Source organism: Sorangium sp. So ce296, from assembly GCF_051529605.1.
In the GTDB taxonomy this organism is placed as follows: Bacteria; Myxococcota_A; Polyangia; order Polyangiales; family Polyangiaceae; genus Sorangium; species Sorangium cellulosum_D.
Genome location: NZ_CP150325.1, coordinates 4,886,515 through 4,902,733, shown reverse-complemented (window position 1 = coordinate 4,902,733; position 16,219 = coordinate 4,886,515). Strand labels below are relative to the sequence as shown.

13 protein-coding genes are annotated in these 16,219 nt (G+C 71.8%); 6 read left to right on the top strand and 7 right to left on the bottom strand.

The genetic code is table 11. The features are described from left to right. Nucleotides 1-324: 324 nt before the first annotated feature. From recF to WME98_RS18435, 3 genes are all read right to left on the bottom strand, one after another. Nucleotides 325-1,476 carry a DNA replication/repair protein RecF gene (gene recF / locus WME98_RS18445; protein ID WP_437952474.1) on the bottom strand — a complete coding sequence of 384 codons (1,152 nt, stop codon included), beginning with the start codon at nucleotides 1,474-1,476 and terminating at the stop codon, nucleotides 325-327. Next, nucleotides 1,473-2,603, bottom strand: coding sequence for a DNA polymerase III subunit beta (gene dnaN / locus WME98_RS18440; RefSeq protein ID WP_437334417.1), 1,131 nt, complete (start codon nucleotides 2,601-2,603; stop codon nucleotides 1,473-1,475). The genes recF and dnaN overlap by 4 nt, the downstream gene beginning before the upstream one ends. A 347-nt stretch (nucleotides 2,604-2,950) precedes the next feature. Further along, complete coding sequence (locus tag WME98_RS18435; protein ID WP_437952473.1) at nucleotides 2,951-3,568, bottom strand: hypothetical protein; 618 nt, start codon at nucleotides 3,566-3,568, stop codon at nucleotides 2,951-2,953. Here WME98_RS18435 and WME98_RS18430 point away from each other — a divergent pair. After that, nucleotides 3,543-4,859, top strand: coding sequence for a serine/threonine-protein kinase (locus tag WME98_RS18430; RefSeq protein WP_437952472.1), 1,317 nt, complete (start codon nucleotides 3,543-3,545; stop codon nucleotides 4,857-4,859). The two genes, WME98_RS18435 and WME98_RS18430, sit on opposite strands and share 26 nt — an antisense overlap. Nucleotides 4,860-4,883: 24 nt before the next feature. After that, nucleotides 4,884-5,540, top strand: coding sequence for an ATP-binding cassette domain-containing protein (locus tag WME98_RS18425; RefSeq protein WP_437952471.1), 657 nt, complete (start codon nucleotides 4,884-4,886; stop codon nucleotides 5,538-5,540). Between the two features lie 3,314 nt (nucleotides 5,541-8,854). On the opposite strand, the gene bioD is transcribed toward WME98_RS18425, so the two are convergent. From bioD to zapA, 3 genes are all read right to left on the bottom strand, one after another. Next, nucleotides 8,855-9,481 carry an ATP-dependent dethiobiotin synthetase BioD gene (bioD, locus tag WME98_RS18420; RefSeq protein ID WP_437952470.1) on the bottom strand — a complete coding sequence of 209 codons (627 nt, stop codon included), beginning with the start codon at nucleotides 9,479-9,481 and terminating at the stop codon, nucleotides 8,855-8,857. Between the two features lie 65 nt (nucleotides 9,482-9,546). Further along, nucleotides 9,547-10,713 (bottom strand): aminotransferase class I/II-fold pyridoxal phosphate-dependent enzyme, encoded by a 1,167-nt coding sequence (locus WME98_RS18415; RefSeq protein WP_437952469.1) that lies wholly within the window; start codon nucleotides 10,711-10,713, stop codon nucleotides 9,547-9,549. Between the two features lie 60 nt (nucleotides 10,714-10,773). Beyond that, entirely contained in the window at nucleotides 10,774-11,103 is a 330-nt protein-coding gene (gene zapA, locus WME98_RS18410; protein ID WP_061623287.1) for a cell division protein ZapA, read from the bottom strand. A 320-nt stretch (nucleotides 11,104-11,423) separates the two neighbouring features. Here zapA and WME98_RS18405 point away from each other — a divergent pair, with 320 nt between their 5' ends. Continuing rightward, nucleotides 11,424-12,038: a hypothetical protein gene (locus tag WME98_RS18405; RefSeq protein ID WP_437952468.1), complete on the top strand. Its 615-nt coding sequence runs from the start codon at nucleotides 11,424-11,426 to the stop codon at nucleotides 12,036-12,038. Nucleotides 12,039-12,108: 70 nt separating this feature from the next. Here the strand turns inward: WME98_RS18405 and WME98_RS18400 are convergent, their stop codons facing one another. Next, the gene (locus tag WME98_RS18400; RefSeq protein ID WP_437952467.1) at nucleotides 12,109-12,888 is read right to left on the bottom strand and encodes a hypothetical protein; all 780 of its coding nucleotides are present in this window, start codon (nucleotides 12,886-12,888) and stop codon (nucleotides 12,109-12,111) included. 276 nt (nucleotides 12,889-13,164) lie between these two features. On the opposite strand from WME98_RS18400, the gene WME98_RS18395 reads away from it, so the two are divergent. From WME98_RS18395 to WME98_RS18385, 3 genes are read left to right on the top strand one after another with little or no spacing between them, the layout of a single operon-like run. Then, the gene (locus WME98_RS18395; protein ID WP_437952466.1) at nucleotides 13,165-13,503 is read left to right on the top strand and encodes a DUF167 domain-containing protein; all 339 of its coding nucleotides are present in this window, start codon (nucleotides 13,165-13,167) and stop codon (nucleotides 13,501-13,503) included. Further along, nucleotides 13,500-14,306, top strand: a complete 807-nt coding sequence (gene dapF, locus WME98_RS18390) for a diaminopimelate epimerase (RefSeq protein ID WP_061623284.1) — start codon at nucleotides 13,500-13,502, stop codon at nucleotides 14,304-14,306. Before WME98_RS18395 ends, dapF begins: the two co-directional genes overlap by 4 nt. Further along, on the top strand, nucleotides 14,303-16,189 hold the full coding sequence (locus tag WME98_RS18385) for a diguanylate cyclase domain-containing protein (RefSeq protein ID WP_437952465.1): 1,887 nt from the start codon (nucleotides 14,303-14,305) through the stop codon (nucleotides 16,187-16,189). Before dapF ends, WME98_RS18385 begins: the two co-directional genes overlap by 4 nt. The last annotated feature ends 30 nt before the right edge of the window (nucleotides 16,190-16,219 follow it).

Sequence of the window (16,219 nt, the reverse complement as noted above, 5' to 3'; positions counted from 1 at the left end):
GGGGCCGGCGCGATGGGCAGCTCGTCTGGTGGGACCCGGTCGCGGCAGCCGCGGCGCCGGATCGATTCCGAGGGCACGAGCGTTCATGCGCGGACCGCTCGTCGATGCCCCGTAAAGACTGCGGAAATGTAGCCGAAATCAGCCGCTCGGGCAAGCGTTTCGCCGAGTCCGGAAGCCTCGTAACACCGTATTTTCGACGCCTGGCGCGGGCGCGTCCGGAGCATCCCAACTCGTGCCCTGCGGGGCGGGATCAACGCGTCTCGGGGCGGCCGCGGCAGGCCTCGCCGCGCCCCCGCCGCGCCGCGTCCGCCCCCGCGGCGCACGTCAGCTGAGCGCGCCGCCTTCGACGTGAAAATCGCGCCGCGCCGACGCGGGTACGCCCGGCGTGACGATGAGATCGCGCCGCGTGGTCGTCAGGAACACCTGTCCGCGCGCCATGCCGAGGAACGTGAACAGCGCGGCCGTCCGGTCGGGGTCGAGCTCGCTGGACACGTCGTCGAGCAGGAGAATGGGCTCTACACCCCGGACGGACGCAATGGCGGCGGTTTCAGCCGCCTTGAGCGAGAGGGTGAGGGCCCGGTGTTGCCCCTGGGAGGCGACCACGCGGGCGGGGTGGCCGTCGAGCTCGAGCACCAGGTCGTCCCGGTGGGGGCCGAAGCCTGCGCTCGGCCGGTGGGCGTCGCGCCGGCGGTGCTCGCGCAGCGCCTCGCGCGCCTGCGCGGCGTCGCTGGCGCCGCCAGGCGCGTAGCGCGCGGCGAGGGTCAGGTCGGGCGCCGCGATGCGGGCGAAGGCGTGGGCGAGCTCCGGCGCGAGCGCCTCGACGGCGGCCGCGCGGGCGCGGGTCAGCGCCGCGCCGTGCAGGGCGCAGAGCTCCTCGAACGCGTCGAGCTCGGCGCCCCCCTGCGGCGACGCGCCCCCGCCGCGGTGGAGCAGCTCGTGCCGCGCGCGGAGCGCCTGCGCGTACCGGGCGCGGTGGTCGGCGCTCTGCGGGTCCATGAAGAGCGCCAGCCGATCCAGCAGCGTGCGCCGCGCGCTCGCGGGCCCGGTAGACAGCGCGAGCTCCTCGGTGTGGAAGGCGACGACGGGCGAGCGCGTCGCGAAGCTCGACAGGCTCGGGGGCCGGTTGCCGTCGATCCGCACCACGCACCGCTTCTGCTCCACGGCGGCGGTCTGCTCGCGCGCGAGGGGCGGCAGCGCGTCCCTGCGCTCGATGAAGCGCGCGCGCGCGCTCGCGACGTCGGCGCCGTGGCGCACGAGCTCCGCCGCGCGGTGGGTGCGGAAGCTCCTCGAGGTGGCCGCGAAGTAGATCGCTTCGAGGAGGCTCGTCTTGCCTTGACCGTTGTTGCCGGCGATGACGTTGAGGCGCGGCGCCGGCTCGACGTCGATGCGGCCGAGGTTCCGGAACTCGCGCACGTGGAGCCGCTCGAGCAGGAGGCTCGGGAGGCGTTCCCGTCGCTCGTCGTCGGGCGCGCTCAAATCCGCATCGGCATGATGACGGCGACGTAGCTCTGCTGGTTCGACTCGCTGCCGGGCCGGAGCACGGCGGGGTCGAGCTCCCCGGAGATGCCGAGGATGACCTCCTCGTCGTCGATGGAGCCGAGCACGTCGAGGAAGTACTTGGCGTTGAAGCCGATCGTGACCTCGGGCCCGGCGTAGTCGACGGCCACCTCGTCGAAGCCGGCGCCGGTGTCCGGGCTCTCGCTGGTGATCCGGAGGGTCCCCGGCGCGATCGACAGCTTGACGCCGCCGGTGCGGTCGTTGGCGGCGAGCGCGATGGCGCGGAGGGCCTCGGCGAACTGGACGCGGGGCGCGCGGACCGAGCGCTCGGTGACGGACGGGATGACCTGCTGGTAGGGGGGGAACTGCGCGTCGACGAGCTTCACCGAGAACTGCATCCCGGCGATGTTGAAGAAGGCGTTCGGCCCGCTCTGGGTGATGGCGACCATGGGGGTCTCCTTCTCGGCGCGCGCCTCCTCGGCGAGGCGGCGGAGCTCGGTGATCGCCTTGAGGGGGATGAGCATGGTGGCGGTGGCGGAGCTGCCGGAGACGGTCGCCTCCATCTTGGACAGGCGGTGGCCGTCGGTGGTGACCATCCGGACGCGGTCGCCGGCCCACTCGAACAGGGCGCTGTTGACATGGGCGCGCGTCTCGTCGGTGGAGATCGAGAAGTGCGTCCTGGCGATCAGGAGCGCGAGCTGCTCGACGGGGAGCTCCAGCGAGGGCGCGTCGCGCGACGGCGCGGGCAGCTGCGGGAACTCCGAGCCGGGGAGGCCGGGGAGGGTGTAGCGCCGGGGCGATCCCACGGCCTTGAGCGACGTGTGCGCGCCCTCGGTGGTGGTGATCTGGATCGGGCCATCGGGCATGGCCTTCACGCGTTCGAGCAGGTCCCTGGCGGGGACCGCGACGGTGCCGCCGGTCTTGATGTCCGCGTGGGTCTGGCCGGTGACCCCGAGGTACAGGTCGGTCGCGGCGACGCGGACGGCGTTGCCATCGGCGGCGAGCAGGACGTTGGCGAGCGCAGGCATGGCGCTTTTCTTATCCGCCACGCCTTGGCAGCGCGCGACGAGGCGAAGCAGATCTTTCTTGGGGATCACAAGGTCCATAGCCGACTCCGGAGCCGCTCCCTTTAGCAGGGTTATTGCCCGGGCGTGGGCGGGAAATGAGCGCTCCGGTGACCTTGCGGGACGCCTCTTCTTTCCATGAAATAGATAGATAAAGACATCGTCTTCGTCGTAGGCGCTGTGGAGGGCGGGGATAACTCAGATTGCTCAATGAATCCGAGCAGTTAGAAGCGAGCGCCCTGGGGTAAATGGACCGTGCTCAGGGGTAGGAGGACGGGGGACAGCTGGCGGGCGGCGTGTCTCCCCCGTTTTGCCCCCAGGGTTGTCGAGGGGGTTATCCCCAAGATCCACCAGGGGGTGCTCGGGAATGTACAACCGAGCGCGGCCGGTCACGCTCTCACCTGATGCGCTGTGCAGTTCCGAGCGGCACCTGGATGGAGTATTGCAAAATGTACGTACTTGAGTTCGGTGCGGTGCATCCACTGCGGTAGCCACCACGACGTTGCGGCGATCGTGTGCCCGTCGACCGGTCTCGTCATCGCATCGCGCGAGGCACCCTCGTCTTCCCGTGGGGGCCGGCGCGTCGTGGCGGCTCCGCTGCAGCCTGTCCCCCGACCTGCTGCACCGCAGCCGTCGCGGGGAGCGCCGCCGTCGCCGAGATCAGCGCCGCCGCCGCCGAGATCAGCGCCGCCGCCGCCGAGATCAGCGCCGCCGCCGCCGAGATCAGCGCCGCCGCCGCCGAGATCAGCGCCGCCGCCGCCGAGATCAGCGCCGCCGCCGCCGAGATCAGCGCCGCCGTCGCCGAGGGGCTCGCCTGGCGTGGGACCGAGCTCGTCGGCGCGCAGCGCGCCGACGCCGCGTCCCGAGGCGCGATCCACGCCGCCGCGCGGGCCGTTGTCCAGCCGCGGCGATGCGCGGGTCGAGGCGTGGCCGAGGAGAGACGCGGCGAGCGCGTCGTCGGGGCGTTCGCTGCTCGGGCATGTGATCGGCGACAAGTACGGGGTCACCGCGATCATCGGGGAGGGGGGCATGGGCGCGGTGTACGAGGCCGAGCACCTCCAGATCGGGCGGCTGGTCGCCGTCAAGGTGATGCACCCGCGGGAGACGCAGCAGCGCGAGGCGATCTCGAGGCTGGAGCACGAGGCGCGGGTGGCGGGGCGGATCGGTCATCCGAACATCTGCGAGGTCTACGACATGGGGTGGCTCCCTGACGGCAGCCCCTACCTTGTGATGGAGCGCCTCCACGGTGAGACGCTGGCGCAGCGGATCGAGCGCTGGGGGCCCGTACCGCCGAGCGAGCTCGTGGACATCATGCTGCAGGTCCTCTCCGCGCTGGTGACCGCGCACGAGCGGGGCATCGTTCACCGCGACCTGAAGCCGGAGAACATCTTCCTCTCGGAGCGCGCCGGCATGTTGCCGGTTGCCAAGCTGCTCGATTTCGGCATCTCCCAGGCGTCCGGCATGGATGGGACGATGGATCTGACCCGCACCGGCATGGTGATGGGAACGCCGTACTACATGGCGCCCGAGCAGGCTCGAGGCGATGTCGAGCTTGACCACCGGCTCGATCTGTGGGCGGTGGGCGTGATCCTCTACGAGGCGCTGACCGGCCAGCGCCCGTTCGTCGCGCGCAACTACAATGCGCTGCTCGTCCAGATCCTGACGCTCTGGCACCGCCCGGTCACGGAGCTCGATCCCACGATCCCGCCGGGGCTTTCGCGCCTGGTGGATCGCGCCCTGGCGAAGGAGCGCGACGAGCGTTTCCAGAGCGCCCGTGAGTTCCAGGAGGCGCTGCGGCGGTTCAAGAACGAGGTACCCGTGTCGCAGAAGCGCCGGGTGGAGCGCGTCGCGGTGCAGAGCCTCATCGAGGAGCGGAACGACGACGGGACGATGATGTTCGCGCGGCTGGGAAGCGAGCAGGACGCCGGCGAGCCCGGTCGGATCGTCGCCGCGAGCGGCCGCTCAGCGCCCGAGGTGGCGAGGAAGGGTGCTCAGGTCGCTGACGGCGGGAAGGGGCTTGCGCTGCGTCACGGCGCGTGGTCGACGCGGGCTTCGGGGGCGGCGAGCGACGCTGGGGCGGTGCGCAGGCGGAGCGAGCCGGTCGCCGAGGTGGTGGACGGGCCGTCTCGGGACGACGAGACGGAGGATCGGCCGACGATCCCTTCGTTGGGCCCGCTCAGGGGGGCGGAGCTCTCGGACGACAATGAGGCGACGGTGGTTGATCCGCCTGCGTTCCCGGAGGACATGCCCACGGTCGTCCGCGGTGAGGGTCGCGCGCGGGGCGGCGACAAGAGCTGACACGGGTGTGAGCGCAGGAGCGAGGTGAGCGCAGTGGATGCGATCGAGCGCGTGGTGGCGCGTGGCGTCGTGAAGACGTACGGAACGACGGCGGCGCTGCGGGGCGTGACCGCGACCATCGAATCGGGCCGGTTGACGCTCATCGAAGGGGCGAACGGGTCGGGCAAGTCGACGCTGCTCGGGATCCTGGGCACCGTGATTCGCCCGACGTCGGGCGACGTCAGCTACGAGCCGCTCGGGGACGACACGGGGCGGGTTCGAGGCACCATCGGCTGGCTGTCTCACGAGTCGCTGGCGTACCCGGACCTTTCCGGCCAGCAGAACGTCGAGCTGGCGGCCAGCTTCCACGGGCTCGATGCGCAGGAAGCGTGGCGTCGAGCGGAGGAGCGCTTCGAGCTCGGGAGCTTCGCGGTTCGCCCGCTGCGGACGTGCTCGCGTGGCCAGCGGCAGCGCATCGCGCTCGCGCGGGCGCTTGTGCATCAGCCTTCCTTGGTGCTGCTGGACGAGCCCACGACCGGCCTGGATCGGTCCGGTGTCGCGCGGCTGCTCACGGTGGTGGAAGCCGAGGTGGCGCGGGGCGCCGCCGTGGTTGTGGTCTCGCACGAGCCGGAGGTCTTCCGGCATCGAGCTGCCGCGCGTGTCGTGCTGGAGCGCGGTCGCGTCGTCGCCGACGCGACCTGAGCCACCTCGCGACCGCTCCCGACCGGAGCCGTCGTCCATCCGAGCATCCGTGCCATCTCGTCGCCGAGCTGCGCGAGCTCGGCACTGCGCATTCTCGCTGTCGGCGGCACGGCCTGCGCCGACACGTTCTGCCGGCTCGCCGAGCGTACACGCCACGCCTGCGCCTGCACGTCGCAGCGGCAGGTGAGCGACCGCCGGTGCAAGGCAAGGTACGAGGCTGCCGTCGCCGTTCGCCGTGCGCCCTGCCGTGGCGTGCGTTCGTGGGTCCCAGGAACGACGTGCTGGTCAGCACCGAGCAGAGAATGTCGCCCGGCGACCCTGTCGAGCGCGACGGCGCGCCGCTCGCGGGCACCTTGCGTGATGCTAAGAGTAGGGCGCGATCGGCTCGGAGCAGCCGCGCTCCGGGATAGAGCGCGACGTCGAGCAAACCGCTCGGTTCACCTGTTCCTCTACGCACTCGTAACGCTCTCTCAGGCCCGTAGCGCTGCAACGTCCGCTGGGCGAAGACGATCACAGCGCGGTCCTGGGGCTCGCCCAGCAGCTCTCCCTCAAGACCCGGCCAGCCTCCTCTCCGGCAGGCTTGTGACGAGCTCGGCAACCGTGTGGGCCAGCGACTCTGGGAACGCGCCTGAGACAGGAACCAGACGGGGCGTGACTGGGGTTGGGTCGAAGCTCGCGGCGCGATCTCTCCAGACGGGGCGCGACTGGGGTGGGGCCGAAGCTCACGGCGCGACCTCTCCAGACGGGGCGCGACTGGGGTGGGGCCGAAGCTCACGGCGCGACCTCTCCAGACGGGGAGCGGCTGGGGTTGGGCCGAAGCTCGCGGCGCGATCTCTCCCGCGTCGGTGCTTGTCGAAGCATCGGGAGCTGGCGGTGAATTCAGCGCTACCTGCGCCGGTTGCCAACCAGGGCGAGCGCCGGCGGGGTAACACGGCGTGGTCAACCTCTTGAAGGATGCGCAGGGGCAGAGACAGGTCAGCACGACGGAATCACGAGCGAGCGCGCACACCAGCTCTGCGTTCGTCGGTGCCCGCGCCGGGGTCTTCAACGAGAGCGCCGCCGCTCTCGTTGCAGGCCCCGGGGCACCCTTTGGCTTCCCACCGACGCGGTCACGACCTTCAGCAAGACGGCGCTGGCGCAGCGGCGCGCCGCCAGGTGGGATGCGACCGGTTCCGAGAAGCGCCGCGATGCACTCGCCGTGAGGTGCCCGATCGGCACGACGCCGGCTCGATCTGAACCGAGCTGACGGCGGCCAGCTGATCGGCGTCGCGCGCCTGGAGGCCGTCCACGCCGTACGCGATGGGATTCAGGCTGCAAACTTCGTCGCGGCGAGCTGCCAGCGCACCGACGAGCGTGACCATCGTGTGCGTCTTGCCCACGCCGATCCCGGTTCCGACTACCGCCACCCGCAGCCGTTTCACGTGAAACAGGGAGAGCCTGTCCTCGCAGCGCCTCGCGCACCCCTTGCAAGGGCACGGTTGGAATGCGCCCTGGCGCTGGGCCAAGACGGAGCGAGAGTCGGGTCGGGTTCACAGCTGGCCGCAGAGCAAGTCGCGTTCGGACGTGTCCTGGCCAGCCTCCGGCGAGCGGAGCTAGGTACGGTGGCGCGTCAGGATGAGCTCGGCTTCAGGGACGATGCCGGTGCTGTTGGTTCCGCACGCGGCGCGGCATCGCCACCGTGCCTGTGGTGATGCTGGGTGTTTCGAGCTCTCCCGCCTTCTTGCGCCGGTCGGAGCATCGGGAGCTGCCGGCGGGTTCAGCAGCACTTGCGCCGGCGGCAGACCCGGGGGCGAGCGCGCAGGGTCAGTCCGGCATGGCAACCTCATGAGGATGCCCAGCCGCGAGGCCCATCAGAACGGCAGCATCGGGAGCGAGCGCGCGCACGAGAGCTGCGCTTCTCAGTCCGCCCGAGAGGGGAGATGAGCTCGCCGGCGCACTCGGTGAGCACCCAGGTCGCCTTTTGCCGCCCGACCCACGCCGTCACGACCTCCAGCGAGACGGCGCTGGCGCGGCGGCGCGTCCCAGGTGCGGTGAGACCGCTCCGGAAAGCTACGCGACGCGCTGACCGTAGCGTACCCATCGGTAAGGCATCGGCTCGAGATGAACCGAGCCGATAGCGGCTGGCTGATCGGCGTCACTCGCCGAGAGACCGTCCACGCCCGACCGATGGGCTTCAGGCCGCAAACTTCGTCGCCGCGAGCTGCCGGGACAGCGACGAGCGTGAAGCCCGTGTGCGTCTTGCCCACGCCGGGCCTGGTTCCGACCACCGCCACCCGGCGCTTGTTTCACGTGAAACAGGACGGCCTCACCTGGCAGCGCGCCTCGCGCACTCCTGGAAGGGCACGCCTGGAACGCGCCCCGATGCTGGAACCAGACGTAGCGGGGATCGGGTCGGCAACCAGCGGCAGAGCCGGTCGCGTTTGGACGTGACCTGACTGGCCGGATGGCGGACGGAGTCAGGTACGGAGTCGCGCGAGAACAAGCTCGGCTGCGGTGAGCGATGCCGGCGCTGTGGGGTCCGCACGCGGCATCTCCACGGCGCCTGTGGCGATGCCCAGCGCTTCGAGCTCTCCCGCATTGGTGCCGGTCGAAGCATCGGGAGCTGCCGGCGGGTTCAGCAGCACTTGCTTCGGCGGCAGACCCGGGGGCGAGCGCGCAGGGTCAGTCCGGCATGGCAACCTCATGAGGATGCCCAGCCGCGAGGCCCATCAGAACGGCAGCATCGGGAGCGAGCGCGCGCACGAGAGCTGCGCTTCTCAGTCCGCCCGAGAGGGGAGATGAGCTCGCCGGCGCACTCGGTGAGCACCCAGGTCGCCTTTTGCCGCCCGACCCACGCCGTCACGACCTCCAGCGAGACGGCGCTGGCGCGGCGGCGCGTCCCAGGTGCGGTGAGACCGCTCCGGAAAGCTACGCGACGCGCTGACCGTAGCGTACCCATCGGTAAGGCATCGGCTCGAGATGAACCGAGCCGATAGCGGCTGGCTGATCGGCGTCACTCGCCGAGAGACCGTCCACGCCCGACCGATGGGCTTCAGGCCGCAAACTTCGTCGCCGCGAGCTGCCGGGACAGCGACGAGCGTGAAGCCCGTGTGCGTCTTGCCCACGCCGGGCCTGGTTCCGACCACCGCCACCCGGCGCTTGTTTCACGTGAAACAGGACGGCCTCACCTGGCAGCGCGCCTCGCGCACTCCTGGAAGGGCACGCCTGGAACGCGCCCCGATGCTGGAACCAGACGTAGCGGGGATCGGGTCGGCAACCAGCGGCAGAGCCGGTCGCGTTTGGACGTGACCTGACTGGCCGGATGGCGGACGGAGTCAGGTACGGAGTCGCGCGAGAACAAGCTCGGCTGCGGCGAGCGATGCCGGCGCTGTGGGGTCCGCACGCGGCATCTCCACGGCGCCTGTGGCGATGCCCAGCGCTTCGAGCTCTCCCGCATTGGTGCCGGTCGAAGCATCGGGAGCTGCCGGCGGGTTCAGCACCACCTGCGCCGGCGGCAAACCGGGGGCGAAAGCGCGCAGGGCCAGCACGGCGCTGGCAACCTCATGAAGAATGCCCAGCCGGTCGAGGCCCACCAGCACGACGGCATCAGGAGCGAGCGCGCGCACGAGATCGACATTCGTCAGCCGCGGCCCGAGAGGGGAGAGGAGCGCGCCGGCGCCCTCGATGAACACCCAGGGCGCCTTCTGCCTCGCGACCCACGACGCCACGATTTCGAGCGAGATGATGCTGGCGCAGCGGCGCGCCGCGAGGTGCGGTGAGACCGGCTCCCGGAAGCGGTACGGCGCCGGCTCGGGCTGAACCGAGCTGACCGCGGCCAGCTGATCGGCATCGCTCGCCGAGACGCCGTCCACCCCCGACTCGATGGGCTTCAGGCCGCAGACTTTGTCGCCGCGGGCTGCCAGTGCGGCGACGAGCGCGCCGGTCGCGTGTGTCTTGCCCACGCCGGTCCCGGTTCCGACCACGGCAATCCGGACCTGACCTGTTTCACGTGAAACAGGGCGGCCCCTCATCGCAGCGCCTCGCGGAATCCTGCAAGGGCACGCTCCACATCGGCCTCCGAGAGCGACGCGCTCGCCGTGATGCGCAGCCGCGATGTACCCGCCGGCACCGTCGGCGGGCGGATCGCCTGGACGAGGATGCCCTCCCGTGCGAGGCGCTGGGACATCTCCACCGCGGCACCCGGCGACTTCAACAGCCAGGGGAGGATGGGGCCCGACGAACCCGGGAGCAGCGGGGCCCCCAGCGCGTGCAGGCCAGCGCGGAGCTGGCGCGTGACCGTGGCCAGTCGTGACCGACCTGCGTCGTCGGCGGCGGCACGACGGACGCGGTCCACCGACGCGAGCGCCACCATGGGGCTGATGCCGGTCGAGAACACGAAGCTCCTCGCGCGGTTCCACAGGTAAGTCCGCAGAGTCGAGGAGCCCGCGACGAAGGCGCCGTGGAGTCCGATCGACTTGCCGAGCGTGCCGATGAGGACGTCGGGGCGAACGCCGACCTCGGAGCACAGGCCAGCGCCGCGCGGCCCATGGATGCCGAGGGCATGCGCCTCGTCCACCACCAGCGCGGCGTCATGACGGTCGCACAGCTCGCGGAGGTAGCGCAGGTCGGGGCTGTCGCCATCCATGCTGAAGAGCGATTCGGTCACGACCCACCGGCGGCGGGCGCCCCGGCCGCGCACGAGAGCGCTCTCGACCGCCTCCGCGTCGAGATGGCGGACCACGTCGATGGCCGCTCCCGAGAGGCGGCAGCCGTCGATGAGCGAGGCGTGGTTCAGGGCATCCGAGACGATGACATCCCCCGGCCTGGCCAACGCGGCGACGGTGCCGACATTGGCCGCGTACCCCGAGGAGAACAGGAGCGCCGCCTCCATGCCCAGCCACGCGGCGAGCTCGCGCTCGGCCATCAAATGCGCCTCGTGCGTCCCGCTCACGAGACGGGACGCGCCCGCGCCGCTCGCAGCGCCTCCCTCCGACAACCAGGGGAGAGCGGCGTACCCGAGATAGTCGTTCGAACACAGCACCAGCATCCCCGGACCAGCCGCGGTGACCGGAGGAGTGCGCAGCAGGCCCGCGCGGTCCAGCTCGGAGAGCTCGTCCTGCAGGTGGCGAAGGGCGTTCACCCCTTCGGGCGTCGACGCGGGCGGGCGGGGAGCTTCATCCATGGATGCAGGCATGCCATCTCCTTGGGCAGCCGGGCCAGTCCGTAGGACCGCGCGGCGCATGAGGAATCACGCTCAGGGCGTGCTGCCGTTCGCTTCGCCCGAAGACGGCGAATCCGGGCCGACGCCGAGCACCGCGTCGACCCGCTGCAGGATCCGGCCGAACGCATCCCGCGCACGGCCGGCGATCATGGCCGTCCGGGACCGCTCCTGCTCCAGGTCGTGGGCGAGCGCGATCGCCGCCAGCAACATGGCCTGCGGCGTCATAGCGCGGCCGGCGGGCACAACCGTGGCGAGCTTCTGGTCGACGACAGCCGCGAGCCGCTGGAGCTCTTCATCGCTCGCGGAAGTCACCACGCGGTAGGTCTGACCCCCCACCCGTAGCTGCACGGTGCGGCGCGCCATAGCCCCCGGACGCTACCATGAACCCCGCCGGGCGCGCAGAGCGGGCTGCACCGTGCGAACGGAGTGACTTGCCGATGACACACGCGGCCGACGAGCGCCCAGAGACCCGAAGGCGCGCTCCTTCATCCCGCCGGAGAGTCACAGTCACACTCGCAGCTCGCCCGGAGCGACGCGCTCCGCGACCTGGCCGGAGACCCGGAGCGCGCGCCGAGATCCGACCGACGTCGACCCGACGGCGGACCCTCGACAGCCTCGTAGGCCGACGCGGATCGCAGAATTCCAGCGCGCCCCCCGGCAGCGCCCTGTAGCATCGCCCCATCATGCCTACGGCGGGCCGCCCAGCTGCCTTGGTTGCCGCCCTCCTGGGGGTCGTTCTCGCGCACGGCACGGCTCGCGCCGAACCGCAGGCGAGCGTCGGCGTCACCCTCGGCGCCGCCGGCACGGGCCTCGAGCGGCGGTGGTGGGAGTCCACCGCCTTTCACGCGGGGCTGCGAGGCGATGTCCTGTTCGGCCGCGGCGCCAACGACGACTTCGGTGTCGGCCCCTATGCCGAGGTGCTCACCCACGGGTTCGACGAGCTCCAGGCCGGCGCGGGTGTCTCGGCGCTCGCACCTGTCCTCGACCTGTTTCCGCTGATCGTCTCCACCGGGGTCTACGGCCGGTGGAGCGCCGACGCCGACGCGCTGGAGCCGGGGATCGCCGCCGCCGTCTTCTGGGGAGCCCGCAGCTACAACTTCCACTCGCCCTACGTGATGAGCACGGGGCTGCTCGCCCAGATGCGGCTCGGGCTCGGCGCCTCCAAAGAAACCGCGATCGTCCTCGCTGCCCAGCTCGACGTCGCGCTGCTGGGCCTCCCGTTCGTCTATCTCTTCAATGTGCTGACGGGACCGTCACCGGAAGCGGCCCCGGTGCGGCGCGCTGCATCGGCGCGGTGACCGCGCCTCGCGCCAGCGCGCCGGGTGGGCGTTCCGGGTTGGCAGAGAGCCCTCGAGGGGGCCGCGGCGGCTACAGGCCGAAGCTGTTGATGTACTCGGCGCAGGTCTGACCGAGGTTGCGGCAGTCCTGCGGCCCTCGCTGGCCGGGGCAGGTCGCCTCGACGTCCTCGTTGTCCTCGCACTCCTCGCTGGCGGAGCTGGCGCAGCAGGCCGCCGGCGATACATCGACGCACCGGCTGCACGCGAAGCAGACCCGGATCGGGTAGGACCACTCGGCGGTCTCGACCTCCTGGCCACCCAGCGTCCTGCCCCGCACCACCACCGACGCCACCACCTGGACGTCGCGGCCGAGCCTCGCGGCCTGGCCGCGCAGGTTGTCCATCGTGGCGCCGTCGAGCAGGAGCACCTCGGCGCAGTTGTAGCCGGCATCGCTGCCCGTCCCGGGGTCGATGGTGCCCGTGATCGGGACCACGTAGCCCTCGGTCACGGCGTTGCCCTCGATGTCGTCGACGCGGACCTCCGCCTCGTAGAGGTGAACGCGCGACGTCTCGGTGCGGAGCACGTCCGGGTCGCCGCGCTGCACGATCTGGTTGCCCACGAGGAGCGTCGCGCTGTGGCTGCCCACGTACGCGGCGTCGACCGCGTCCTCGGTCCAGAACGGCTCGTCAGGGCCGCAGGTCACGGTGCAGTCCCCCGTCCGCGCCATGCGCATCCGGACGAACAGGCTGCTCTCGTTATCGGCGCATGCAGACGCGAGCAGGCCGCCAGACACCGCGAGCAGCGCGAGCGCACAGAGCCTCCTCGCGAGGCCGGACGTGGCGGCCACCGACCCTTCTCCTTCATCAGCCATGGCAAACGCCTCCACCGCGGAAATGAGCATCAGCGGTGATTATCGAGAACCGCTGACGCAAGTCGCCCCTGCCGGATCGTGTTGCGCGAGCCGACCCACGACCTGGCCGAAAAGAGTAGCGGGTCGGCGCGCCGAGCGGCAAATTCGCGGTGGCCGTACGCCGCCGAAGCTGACGTAAGCTGCGTGACCGGCGTGACCGGCGTGACCGAGCGACGTTGACCGCGCCTCGCGGGGACCACGCGTGAGCTCGAGATACGCTACGATGCCGGCGGCCCGATGAGCAAACCCGAGGAGAGCGATCCCGTCGCCGCGTGGAGCCGCCTCGCGATCACCGAGCGCGCCGAAGGCGTGCGCATCTCGGTCCAGGTGCGCCCCAAGTCGTCGCGCTCCGCCATCGCCGGGGTGCGGGAAGGGGCGCTCGACGTGTCGCTGACCGCGCCGCCCGTCGACGGCGCCGCCAACGCGGAGCTCGTCAAGCTGCTCTCGCGCGCGCTCGACGTGCGCCAGAGCGATGTCCAGATCGCCCTCGGCGCGAGCGGCAGGAGCAAGGTCGTCGCCGTCCGCGGGCTCAACGAGACCGAGGCGCGAGCGCGGCTCGCCGGGGCGAAGCGATGAAGGAAAACGTCGTCCGGTTCGAGAAGTGGGAAGGTCTTGGCAACGACTTCATCCTCGTCGAGGCGGTCCCGATGACCGCCGAGGCGGCGCGGCGCCTCTGCGACCGCCGGTTCGGGATCGGCGCCGACGGCGTGCTGGTCATCGATCGCGAGCGGCGCGAGCGGCCCACGATGCACGTCTGGAACGCCGACGGGAGCCGCCCGGAGATGTGCGGCAACGGCATCCGCTGCGTCGCGGCCTACCTCGTCTCCCGAGGGACGCCCCAGAAGGCGGTCACCATCGCGACCGACGCCGGCGACAAACGCTGCGAGGTCACCCGGGCCGGGGACCGCTTCGACGTGCTCGTCGGCATGGGCCGCGCCCGCCTGGGCGAGCCGCTCGTGGTCACCGCGCTCGGCGCGGAGCACCGGTTCGCGACCGTGGACGTCGGCAACCCGCACGCGGTGACGTTCGACCCCTACACCGAGGACGCGATCGACGAGCTCGGGCCGATCGTGGCGACCACGCCGGCCGAGGGCATCAACGTCGAGTTCTGCCGCGCTCGGCCGACCGAGCAGGCCGAGGGCGCGTGCATCGACGTGACCGTCTGGGAGCGGGGCGTGGGCCGGACGCTGGCGTGCGGCACCGGCGCCTGCGCCGTGGCGGCCGCGGCGTGCGCGCAGGGCCGCGCCCCCTACGGAGCGCCCCTCCGCGTGGTGCTGCCCGGCGGCTCGCTGCGCATCACCGTCGCCCCCGGGTCCCTGGAGCTGCTCATGCAAGGCCCGGCGCGCCGGGCGTTCTCGGGCGAGGTGGTGATCGCGTGACCGCCTCGGTCGAGGGGGTCTGGAGCCCGAGCCGGGCGCCGGTCCACGAGATCTCGCTCAAGGTGCTCGCCGTCATCGCCGACGAGGCGACCCACACGCTGTTCTCGCGGGTCATCACGTCGGACGAGCTGATGCTCGCCAGCGATCTCGCGGAGGGCATCGCCCTGGCCGAGACCGCGGCGCCCGACGTCGCCTTCATCGACGTCGGGCTCGGCGACGGGGCCGGCCTCGCGATGGTCCACCACCTGAAGGCGCTCGCGCCCGAGGCGACCGTCTTCGCGCTGGCGACGCGGTCGCAGCTCGAGGCGGGCGCCCACGCGGTCGCGCTCGGTGGCGCAGGGCTCTTCCTCCTGCCGCTCGGCGGGGACGAGGTGCTGAACGCGGTCGGCTCGGTGCGGGTGCGCTTCGTCGAGCGCGCCCTCCGGGTGCAGCTGGAGCAGGAGTCCGCGCGCAGCGCGCGGGCAGCCGGGTGGATCGCCCGCGTGGCCGAGCTCGCCGATGCGCGCGACCGCAACGCGGCCGCCCAGCAGGTCGCCGAGGTGTTCGTGGAGGCGACCGGCGCGGCCGCGGCCGCCGTGTACCTGACGGTCGGAGAGCGCTCCACCGAGCTGACCCGCTCGGCGCTGACCGGGCCGCTCGATCGCGCGCCGGCCTACGGGAGCGAGGCCGACATCCTCGACTTCGCCCGGCGCGAGCAGCTCATCGTCGTGCCGCTCGCCCTCCGCAGGCTGTCCGCGGGGCACCTCCTGCTCCAGAAGGAGCCCGGCCGCAGCTCCGCGTTCCCGTCGGTCAGGCGCCCCGACAGCAGCGTCTCCACGTCCCGGCGCGCCCCGCTCCTCGACGGCCTCGTCAAGCTGCTCGCCACGCAGGCGACGACGGCGCTCGCCCTGCTCGGCGAGCGCGAGCGCTCGACCGGCGGCGCCGCGATGAAGGACCCGGCGTCGAGCGCCTACTCGTTCGCGTACTACGTCGACGTCGCCGGCCGGGAGATCGACAAGGCCAAGCGGCACGGCCGCCGGTTCACGATCGCGACCATCGTCATCGAGCCCGACGCGACCGCCGCGCCGGAGCGCCAGGACGACCTCTCCTACTGGCGCGCCACGCCGCCGCCCCCGGCCAACGGGCTCAACCCCGGTCAGGTCGCCGAGCACCTGCTCCGCGCCGTGCGCGACACGGACATCCTGGCCCGCGTCGACGAGAACGAGTTCCACCTGCTCATGCCCGAGACCGCCGGGCTGGAGGCCCACGCCTGCCATCGCCGGATGCTCTCGCGCGTCGCCGGGAGCGAGAAGCGGGCCGGGTACCTGCCGAAGGGGCTGCTCGTCGGCATCGCCACCTTCCCCCACGACGGCCAGGGGCTCGCGCAGCTGCTGCGCATCGCCCGGCGGCGCGCCGAGGCCACCAAGTCCTCGATCCTGCACCGCATCCCCCAAGATCGGCGGAGCATCGGCGAGATCTTCAGCCTGCTCGTGCGCGAGGCCCCGAGCGCCGAGGGCCCCTCCGCGATCTCGGCGCCCCGGGCGCTCGATCTGTCGGTCACCGATACGGTCCTGCTCGCGACCTCGGTGATCCGGAACGCGCTCCGCGGGGGCGCCGTGCTCATCCTTGTCGCCCACCACGACGGGCTCAGCCTGGGCGCGCAGGTCAAGGCGCTGCTCGCGTCGCCGCGCGACGACGTGGTGGTGCACGCCCTCGACCTCCGCTCGGCGCCGGGGTGCGACGACATCGAGGCGCTCTGCGTCCTCGCGGAGCACGGCGCGTACGCGCTCGTCGGGCGGAACCAGGGAGGCTTCGTGAAGGGTATCCACGCGGCCGATCCGCTGCTCGCGGACTTCCTCGCCGAGCGGCTCGGCCGCGCGGCCGGGCTGCGGGTCTTCGGCTGACTCGGAGGGCGCCGTCCAGTGTCTCGAAGG